Source organism: Streptomyces flavofungini, from assembly GCF_014650815.1.
Taxonomy (GTDB): domain Bacteria; phylum Actinomycetota; class Actinomycetes; order Streptomycetales; family Streptomycetaceae; genus Streptomyces; species Streptomyces flavofungini.
Genome location: NZ_BMVR01000043.1, coordinates 1 through 9,753, shown reverse-complemented (window position 1 = coordinate 9,753; position 9,753 = coordinate 1). Strand labels below are relative to the sequence as shown.

Below are 9,753 nucleotides of genomic sequence, written 5' to 3'. Positions count from 1 at the left end.
CCCCGGCGGAACTGCGCTCCTACCTGGCCGACCGCCTGCCCGCACACCTGGTGCCCGCCTCCATGGTGGCCATCCCTGAACTGCCGCTGACGGCGAACGGGAAGCTGGACCGCAAGGCGCTGCCCGCGCCGGACTTCGCCGCGGTGGCGACGGGCCGGACCCCGCGTACTCCGCAGGAAGAGCTGCTGTGTGGCCTCTTCGCCGAGGTCCTCGGCCTGGACCGGGTCGGCATCGACGACAGCTTCTTCGACCTGGGCGGCCACTCCCTGCTCGCGACGCGCCTGGTCAGCCGGGTGCGGGCGGTGCTCGGCGTGGAACTGCCCATCCGCATGGTGTTCACCGCCCCGACGGTCGTGGACCTGGTGGAACACCTGGGGCAGGGAGAGCGGGTACGCCCGCCGCTGACCCGCGTCACCCCGCGCCCCGAACGCGTACCGCTGTCCTTCGCGCAGCGCCGCCTGTGGTTCATCGACCGGTTCGAAGGGCTCTCGGCCACCTACAACGCGCCGTTCCCGCTGCGGCTGAAGGGTGAGCTCGACGCCGACGCGCTACGGGCGGCTGTGCGGGACGTGGTGGCCCGCCACGAGAGCCTGCGGACCGTCTTCGCCGAGGACGAGGACGGCGTGCCCTTCCAACGGGTCCTGCCCGCGGCCGAGGCCCACGTGGACGTGCCGGTCCTGGAGGTCGAACCGGCCGGACTGGAACGCGCGATCGTGGACTTCATGTCCCATCGCTTCGACCTGGCCGCCGAGATCCCGGTCAAGGCGGTGCTCCTGCGCCTGGGCGCGGCGGACCACATGCTGGTGTGGCTGGTGCACCACATCGCGTGCGACGGCGCCTCGATGGCCCCGATGGCCCGCGACCTCACCACCGCCTACACCGCCCGGGTCGCAGACGGACTCCCGCAGTGGACGGAACTGCCCGCCCAGTACGTCGACTACACACTGTGGCAGCGCGACCTCCTCGGCGACGGCAACGACCCCGACAGCCTCCTCTCCGCCCAAGTCGCCTACTGGCAGGAGGAGCTGGCCGACATCCCGCAGCCCCTCCAACTGCCCACCGACCGCCCCCGCCCGGCGGAGGCCAGCCACCGCGGCGACTCCCTCGAATTCACCCTCGACGCAGAGCTGATGACCACGGTCGACCAGCTCGCCCGCACGCACGGAGCGACCTCCTCCATGGTCCTGGAGGCAGCCCTGGCCGTCCTCCTGCACAGCCTCGGCGGCGGTGACGACATCACGATCGGCTCGCCGATCGCCAACCGCACCGACGAAGGCCTCGCCGACCTGGTCGGCTTCTTCGTCAACACCTGGGTCCTGCGCACCCGCCTGGCGGGCAACCCGACGTTCACGGACGTGCTCGACGACGTACGCACCAAGTCCTTGGCCGCCTACGACCACCAGGACGTCCCCTTCGAACGGCTCGTGGAGGCCCTCAACCCCGAACGCTCCACGGCCTACGCGCCGCTGTTCCAGGTGATGTTCGCCTGGCAGAACAACAGCCGCCAGGACTTCGCGCTGCCCGGCCTGGACGTCGCACTGGAGTGGCCGCACAGTCAGTCGTCGAAGTTCGACCTCACCTTCAACCTGATGGCGGAGACCGGACCCGGCGGAGCCGTGGGCTCGGTGGAGTACGCCACCGACCTCTTCGACGCGACCACGGTCCGCAAGCTGGCGGACCGGTACGTCCGGCTGCTCCGGCAGCTCACCGCCGACCCCCGCCGACGGATCGGGTCGGTGGACCTGCTCGCGGCGGACGAGCGTGAGCTGGTGCTCCGGGGCTTCAACGACACGGCGAAGCCGGCCGTGCGGCACTCCATGGCCGAGGTCATCGCGGAGCACGTGACGGCGGCCCCGGACCGGCTCGCGGTCGTGTCCGCCGAGCAGGAGCTGACGTACCGGGAACTGGACGCCCGCGCCAACCGGCTCGCGCGCGTGCTCATCGCGCACGGCGTGCGGCGGGACTCGGTGGTGGGTCTCGCCCTGCCCCGCTCCGCCGACCAGGTCGTGGCCGTCATCGCCATCCTCAAGGCGGGCGGTTGCTATCTGCCCCTGGACCCCGAATACCCGGCCGAGCGGCTTGCGTACATGCTGCGCGACTCCGCACCGCCCCTCGTGGTCACCGACACCGAGAACGCGTCGAGCCTGCCGGACAACGTCTGCCCGGCTCTCGTCCTGGACGAGCCGGACACCGCGGCCGCGGTGGCCCGGGAGTCGGCCGAGCCGCTGACCGTCGCCGGGCATCCCGACCAACTGGCGTACGTGATGTACACCTCCGGCTCGACCGGCAGGCCCAAGGGCGTCGGCGTCACCCAGCGTGGCGTCGTACGGCTCAGCGCGGAAAGCGGGTACCGCGAGGGCGCGCACGAGCGGGTCCTGACGCAGTGCGCGCAGGCCTTCGACTGCAACACCTACGAGCAGTGGTTCCCCCTCCTCAAGGGCGGCACGCTCGTCATCGCGCCGCCCGGGCACGTGGACACCGCCACCCTCGCGCGCCTGGTGACCGAGCACCGGCTGACCGCTGTCATGTCGTCGTCGGGCATCTTCCGAGTGATCGCCGAGGAACTGCCGGAAGCCTTCGCGGGGCTGCGTGACACCCTGACCGGCGGCGAGGTCGTGCCGCGCTCCGCCTACGAGAACATCCTCGCGGCCTGCCCCGGCACCCGGGTGATCAACGGCTACGGGCCGACCGAGGCAACGATGGCCTGCACCTTCCACGGGGTCACGGCGCACGAGGGGATCGGCGTACTCGGCGAGATCGGCCGGCCGATGGACAACACCCGCATCTACCTCCTGGACTCGGCGCTCCGCCCGGTCCTGCCGGGCGTACCCGGTGAGCTGTACATCGCCGGAGACCGCCTCGCCCGCGGCTACCTCGGCCGCTTCGACCTGACCGCCGAACGCTTCGTGGCCTGCCCCTTCGGCGACACCCCCGGCGAGCGCATGTACCGCACCGGCGACATAGCCACCTGGACACCGGAGGGCAGCCTGGTCTACCACGGCCGCGCCGACACCCAGGTCAAGATCCGCGGCTTCCGCATCGAACCCGGCGAGGTCGAGGCGGCCCTGACCCGGCACGGTGCCGTCGCCCAGGCCGTGGTGATCACCCGCGACAGCGCGGAGTTCGGCAAGCAGCTCATCGCCTACACCGTCCCCAGCGTCACGGAGAGCGGGACCGACCTCGCCGACCTGCGCTCCTTCGCGGCGGGGCAACTCCCGGACCACATGGTGCCGTCCGCGTTCGTGTCCCTGGACAGCATCCCGCTGAGCCCCAGCGGCAAGGTGGACCACAGGGCGCTGCCGGAACCCGAGTTCACCAGCGCCAAGCCCTACCGCAGGCCCCGCACCCCGGCGGAGGAGACCCTGGCGGGCGTCTTCGCCGACGTGCTCGGCGCCGACCGGGTCGGCATCGACGACAGCTTCTTCGACCTGGGCGGCCACTCCCTCCTCGCCACCCGTCTGGTCAGCCGCATCCGCGCGGCCCTCGGCGTCGAGCTGCCCATCCGTACCGTCTTCGCCGCGCCCACCGTGGCCGCGCTGGCCGAACGCCTCGACCAGGGAGAGCGGGTACGGCCGCCGCTGACCAGGGTCGAGCCGCGGCCGGAGCGCGCGCCGCTGTCGTACGCGCAGCGCCGCCTGTGGTTCATCGACCGGTTCGAGGGGCCGTCGGCCACGTACAACGCGCCCTTCCCGCTGCGGTTGAGCGGGGAGCTCGACGCGGTGGCACTCGCCGCCGCCATGCGGGACGTGGTGGCGCGGCACGAGAGCCTGCGGACCGTGTTCGCGGAGGACGAGGACGGTGTGCCCTGCCAGCGGGTCCTGCCCGCGCACGAGGCCCAGTTGGACGTCGCGGTCGTGGACGTCGAACCCGGTGGGGTGGCGGCCGCCCTCGCGGAGTTCGCCGCGCACCGCTTCGACCTGGCGCAGGAGATCCCGGTCAAGGCGGCACTGCTGCGCCTGGGCGCGGCGGACCACGTGCTGGTGTGGCTGGTGCACCACATCGCGTGCGACGGCGCGTCGCTGGCCCCGATGGCCCGCGACCTCAACACCGCCTACACGGCCCGGCTCGCGGACGGACTCCCGCAGTGGACGGAACTGCCCGCGCAGTACGTCGACTACACGCTGTGGCAGCGCGACCTGCTCGGCGACGAGAACGACCCGAACAGCCTCCTGTCCACTCAGGTCGCGTACTGGCGCGAGGAGCTGGCGGACATCCCGCAGCCCCTCCAACTGCCCACCGACCGCCCCCGCCCGCGGCGGGCCAGTCACGACGGCGCCGCCGTCGAGTTCTCCGTCGACAACCGGATCATGAGCGCCGTGGCGGACCTCGCCCGCACCCACGGGGCGACGGAGTCGATGGTCCTGGAGGCGGCTCTGGCCGTGCTGCTGCACGGTCTCGGCGGCGGTGACGACATCACGATCGGCTCGCCGATCGCCAACCGCACCGACGAGAACCTCACCGACCTGGTCGGCTTCTTCGTCAACACCTGGGTCCTGCGGACCCGGCTGGCGGGCAACCCGACCTTCGCGGACGTGCTCGACCAGGTCCGGGCCAAGTCCCTGGCGGCCTACGACCACCAGGACGTGCCCTTCGAACGGCTCGTGGAGGAGCTCAACCCGGAGCGGTCGACCGCGTACGCGCCGCTGTTCCAGGTGATGTTCGCCTGGCAGAACGTCGACCTCGACGGCTTCGAACTGCCGGGTCTCGGGGTGGAGTTCGAGCGTGCGTACAGCGACTCGGCGAAGTTCGACCTGACCTTCCACATGGTCGACCTGCCGGAACTGGGCGGAGTGGTCGGCTCGTTGGAGTACGCCACCGACCTCTTCGACGACCCCACGGTCCGCAAGCTGGCGGACCGCTACGTCCGCCTCCTCGACCGGCTCACCGCCGACCCGCGCCAGCACGTGCGCGGCGTCGAACTCGTCGAGCCGGACGAGCGGGAGCTCGTGCTCTCCGCCTTCAACGACACCGCCGCCGCGACGCCGGAGCTGACGGCCGCCGAGCTGTTCGCGCAACGGGCGGCGGCCACCCCCGAGGCCACGGCACTGGTCTGCGAGGACCAGAAGTGGTCGTACGCGGAACTGGCCGCCCGGGCCGGGCGGCTCGCCGCTGAGCTGGCCGGCCGCGGGGTGGGTCCGGAGACGGTCGTGGGGCTCGCGCTGCCGCGCTCGGCGGACCTGGTCGTGGCGATGCTGGGGATCTGGCGGGCGGGCGGCGCGTATCTGCCGATCGACCCGAAGTACCCGAGCTCCAGGCTGGACTTCATCCTGGCGGACGCCCGGCCCGCGCTGGTCCTGACGGACGCCTCCGCGGTGTGCGTGCTCACGGGCGCCGACGTCCCGCACCTGCTCGTCGACGACCTGGACCTGGACCCGGACGCCCACGACACCCCGGCGCGGGACCGGGAGCCCGCGGTGGTGCGGCCGTTGAACGCCGCATACGTGATGTACACCTCCGGCTCGACCGGCACGCCGAAGGGCGTGACGGTCACGCACCGGGACGTCGTCAACGGCGTGCTGCGGCTGGCCGAGGCGGTGGACATCCACGCGGGCACGCGGATGCTCGCGGGCACCTCCGTGAACTTCGACGTGTCGGTGTTCGAGATCGTCACCACCCTCGCGGCCGGAGGCACCGTCGAACTGGTCCGGGACGTCCTCGTGATCGGTGAGCGCGGCGGCTGGGACGGCGGCGTGATCAGCACCGTGCCCTCGGTCTTCGCCGAACTGGTGGACCAGATCGGCGACAGGATCGAGGCTGACGCCGTCGTCTTCGCCGGTGAAGCGCTGCCCGCCGCGCTGGTGCGGTCGGCCCACGAGGCCCTGCCCGGAGTGCGCGTCGTCAACGCCTACGGCCAGACGGAGTCGTTCTACGCCACCACCTTCACCGCCGACACGGAGCGGACCGGCGGCACGAGCGCCCCCATCGGCACCCCCCTGGGCAACATGCGCACCTATGTCCTCGGCTCCGGGCTCGCCCCCGTACCCGTCGGTGTCGTGGGCGAGCTGTACGTCGCGGGCAACGTGGCCCGCGGCTACCACGGGAGGGCGTCGCTGACCGCTGAACGCTTCCTCCCGGACCCCTTCGGCCCGCCGGGGGCACGGATGTACCGCACCGGTGACCGGGCCCGCTGGACCTCCCAAGGCCACCTGGAATACGTGAGCCGCGACGACGCACAGGTCAAGGTGCGCGGCTTCCGCATCGAACCGGGCGAGATCGAGGCGGCACTCACCGCACACGCGGGCGTGGCGCAGGCGGTCGTCGGCACCCGGGACGTCCGCGGCAGCACGCAACTGGTCGGCTACGTCGTACCCGCCGCCGACGCGGGCATCGGCGCCGGTGTCTCCGCGAAGGCGCTGCGCGCCTTCGTGGCCGAACGGCTGCCGGAGTTCATGGTGCCGTCGGTGTTCGTGACCCTGGACCGGCTGCCCCTGGCCCCGAACGGCAAGCTGGACCACTCGGCGCTGCCGGAGCCGGAGTGCACCGGCGGCGAGTACCACGCACCGCGCACGGCCGCCGAGGAGATCCTGGCCGCCGTGTACGCCGAGGTCCTGGGCCTGGACCGGGTCGGCGTCGACGACGACTTCTTCGCCATCGGCGGCGACTCCATCCGCTCCATCCAGGTCGTCTCGCGGGCCCGCGCACAGGGCGTCGAGGTCACCCCGCGGCAGATCTTCGAGTGCCGCACCGTGGCCGAGCTGGCCGACGTCGCGGCGGCCGGACGACAGGCCACTGTCCTGGCGGAGCTGGACGGCGGCGGCGTCGGCTGGATGCCGCTCCTGCCCATCGGCCGCTACCTGCTGGAACTCGCGGATCAGGGCGGCGGCTTCGGCCGGTTCGCGATGTCCATGGAGGTCGAGCTGCCGGGCGGCATCGACGAGCGGGGGCTCGCCGCGACCCTGGGCGCGGTCCTCGACCACCACGACATCCTGCGCTCCCGGCTCGTCGTCACCGCTGACGGCGACGCGGGCCTGCACGTCACGGCGCCGGGATCCGTCGACCCGGCCGCCCTCATCCACCGGGTCGCCTGCGACGGCCGCTGGGACGAGGCGGCCTGGCGCGACCGCGCCGCCGCCGAGCTCGACCGGGCCACCGGCCGCCTCGACCCGGCGGCCGGGGTCATGGCCCAGTTCGTCTGGTGCGACCCGGGCCCGGGCACCCCCGGACGCCTCCTCCTCGTCCTGCACCACTTCCTCGTCGACGGCGTGTCCTGGCGCGTCCTGCTGCCCGACCTCGCCGCGGCCTGGACCGACATCCGGGACGGCCGGACACCCCGGCTCGAACCGGTCGCCACCTCCGTACGACGGTGGTCCCACGCCCTCGCCGAGGAGGCCACGAGCCCACGGCGCACCGCCGAGCTCGACCACTGGCGGGCTGTCGTGTCCGGCCCCGACCCCGACCTCGGCTCCCGGGCCTTCGACCCCGCCGTCGACGTGTCCGGCACGGTGGCGCACGTGTCCGTGGAACTGCCGGTCGCGGCCACCGAGGCGCTCCTGACCACCGTGCCCGCCGCCTTCCGCACCGGCGTCAACGACGGCCTCCTCACCGCCTTCGGGCTCGCGCTCGCGAAGTGGCGGCGGGCGCGCGGTGTCGACGAGCCGTCGGCGCTGATCCGGCTCGAGGGCCACGGCCGCGAGGAGGAGGCGGCGCCCGGGGCCGATCTGTCCCGCACCGTGGGCTGGCTCACCAGCATGTTCCCTGTGCGCGTGGACGTGGGCGGCGTCGATCTGGAGGACGCCTTCAGCGGTGGCCGGGCCGCGGGCCAGGTCCTGAAGGCCGTCAAGGAACAGCTGCACGCCGTACCGGGGAACGGCATCGGCTACGGCCTGCTCCGTTACCTCAACCCCGAGACCGCCGACATCCTCAAGCCGGCCACGGGCGGCCAGATCTCCTTCAACTACCTGGGCCGGTTCGCCGAGGACACGCCCGAGGAGCTGCGCGGCCTCGGCTGGACGCCCGCCGACGACAACGGCCTGCGGGGCGCCGAACTCGACGCGGACATGCCCGCGATGGCGACGATCGAGGTCACCTCGCTGGTCTCCGACACCGCGCAGGGCCCGCGGCTCACCGCGCAGCTCAGCTTCCCGAGCGGGCTGCTCGCCCACGATGACGCGCGCGAGCTGATCGAGCTGTGGCGCTCGGCGCTCGAAAACCTCGCCCTGCACGCCGCCGCACCCGGATCGGGCGGCCTCACGCCGTCCGACGTGCCGCTGGTGCGGGTGAGCCAGCGCGACCTGGACCGGTGGCACGACCGGTACCCGGGCGCGGTGGCCGACGTGTGGCCGGTGACGGCGACACAGTCGGGCATCCTCTTCCACGGCATGCTCGCGGAGTCGTCGTTCGACGCGTACCACACCCAGCTCGCCTTCAGCCTGTCCGGGAACGTCGACCCGGAGCGCATGCGGACCGCCGGGCAGGCCCTCCTGGACCGGCACGCCGCACTCCGGACCGCCTTCGTCACGAGCGCGGCCGGAGAGCAGGTCCAGCTCGTCCTCGAAGACGTCGAACTGCCCTGGCAGGCCGTGGACTTGACCGACCTCGACGAGGCCGAACGGGACGCGGCCTTCGAGCGCCTCCTCGCCGCCGACCAGGCCGTCCACTTCGAGCCGGACAGGCCGCCGCTGCTGCGCCTCTCCCTGATCCGCAGGGGCCCGGACCGCACGGAGCTGGTCTTCACCGCCAACCACGCCCTGTACGACGGCTGGTCGATACCCCACCTGCTACGGGAACTGCTGCGCCTCTACGGCTCCGGCGGGGCCCCCTCGGCACTGCCCCGGGTGCGCCCGTACCGTGACTTCCTCGTCTGGCTGTCCCAGCAGGACGAGGAGGCGGCGGCCCGCGCCTGGGCGCGGGAGCTGGACGGCGTCACGGAGCCGACGCTCCTCGCCACCCGGGCCGGGGCCACCACCGAGTCGGAGGGCCTGGGCCAGATCGAGGTGCCGCTGCCCGACCCGGCCGCGCGGGAGCTCTCCCGCAGGGCGAGCGAGCTGGGCGTCACCCTCAACACCCTGCTGCAGGGAACCTGGGGCCTTCTCCTCGGCTACCTGACGGACCGCCGGGACGTGGTGCTCGGCACGACCGTCTCCGGGCGCCCGCCGCAGGTGGCGGGGGTCGACGAGATGGTCGGCCTGTTCATCAACACCCTGCCGGTACGCGTCACGTGGGCGCCCGACGCCACGCTCGCGCAGACCCTGACCTCCCTCCAGGAGCGCCAGACACCACTGCTCGACCACCATCACCACAGCCTCAGCCGGATCCACGAGACCATGGGCCTCCCGACCCTGTTCGACACCATGGTCGTCCTGGAGTCGTACCCGGTGGACGAGGCGGGGCTCGAGGAAGCGCACGCGGTGGCCGGTGCCGCCCTCACCGGTGTGCGCGCGACCACCGGCACCCACTACCCGCTCGCTGTGGTCGCCGCCGCGGAGCCGCACCTGCGCGCGGAACTCCAGTACCAGGAGAACCTGTTCCCGAAGGCCGCGGCGGAACGGATCGCCGCCCGGTTCGGGCAGCTCCTCGAACGGGTCGCCGCCGACCCGCACCTCCCGGTGGCCCGCCTGGACCTCCTCGACGGGACGGAACGCGACCAGGTCCTGGAGCGGTTCAACGACACCGGCCGGGAGCGGGCCGGGTGCGGCATCGCCGAGGTGTTCCAGGAGCAGGCGACCGCCGATCCGGAGCGGGTCGCGCTGGTCTCCGGGGAGGAGGAGTTGTCGTACGCGGATCTGGATGAGCGGTCGAATCGGCTGGCGCGGG

General features: G+C 72.7%; 1 protein-coding gene. It reads left to right on the top strand.

Going from position 1 to position 9,753, the window contains the following annotated elements; translation table 11 throughout:
• On the top strand, positions 1 to 9,753 hold a 9,753-nt coding region (locus tag IE274_RS38910), incomplete at both ends, for a non-ribosomal peptide synthetase (protein ID WP_190120680.1).